This is a genomic window from Liquorilactobacillus mali (assembly GCF_001437155.1).
Classification (GTDB): domain Bacteria; phylum Bacillota; class Bacilli; order Lactobacillales; family Lactobacillaceae; genus Liquorilactobacillus; species Liquorilactobacillus mali_A.
The window spans coordinates 443-1,081 of sequence record NZ_JQAR01000017.1 but is presented as its reverse complement, the minus strand read 5'-3'; the positions used below and the strand labels follow the sequence as shown (position 1 = coordinate 1,081).

5 tRNA genes are annotated in these 639 nt (G+C 46.9%); all 5 read right to left on the bottom strand.

The annotated features are described in order from the left end of the window. Nucleotides 1-67 precede the first annotated feature (67 nt). Nucleotides 68-139, bottom strand: a tRNA-Gly gene (locus IV36_RS07780). A gap of 13 nt (nt 140-152) precedes the next feature. Continuing rightward, a tRNA-Thr gene (locus tag IV36_RS07775) sits at nt 153-225 on the bottom strand. Between the two features lie 5 nt (nt 226-230). Next, nucleotides 231-315 (bottom strand) — tRNA-Leu (locus IV36_RS07770). A 91-nt stretch (nt 316-406) separates the two neighbouring features. Continuing rightward, a tRNA-Gly gene (locus IV36_RS07765) sits at nt 407-478 on the bottom strand. Between the two features lie 7 nt (nt 479-485). Continuing rightward, a tRNA-Thr gene (locus IV36_RS07760) sits at nt 486-561 on the bottom strand. Nucleotides 562-639: the final 78 nt, after the last annotated feature.

Genomic DNA, 639 nt, shown 5'->3' with positions numbered 1-639 from the left:
ATCACTTACCGCAGGATTTTAAGTCCTGTGCGTCTGCCAGTTCCGCCACCCCGGCAAAAAACAAACAAGCGGAAGACGGGATTCGAACCCGCGACCCCCACCTTGGCAAGGTGATGTTCTACCACTGAACTACTTCCGCGTAAATATATAAATGCCGACTAGACGATTCGAACGCCCGACCCTCTGATTACAAATCAGATGCTCTACCAACTGAGCTAAGTCGGCAAATATGGTGCGGGTGAAGGGATTTGAACCCCCACGTCTTTCGACGCTAGAACCTAAATCTAGTGCGTCTGCCAATTCCGCCACACCCGCAAATATATAATATAAAAAACAANATCACTTACCGCAGGATTTTAAGTCCTGTGCGTCTGCCAGTTCCGCCACCCCGGCAAGAACTATGACAAGCGGAAGACGGGATTCGAACCCGCGACCCCCACCTTGGCAAGGTGATGTTCTACCACTGAACTACTTCCGCATAAAAATGGTGCCGACTAGACGATTCGAACGCCCGACCCTCTGATTACAAATCAGATGCTCTACCAACTGAGCTAAGTCGGCAAAATAAACACTTTCATATTACAACGACCATATTATGTTACCATTTTTTGATCATAATGTCAACAATAAATTAACATT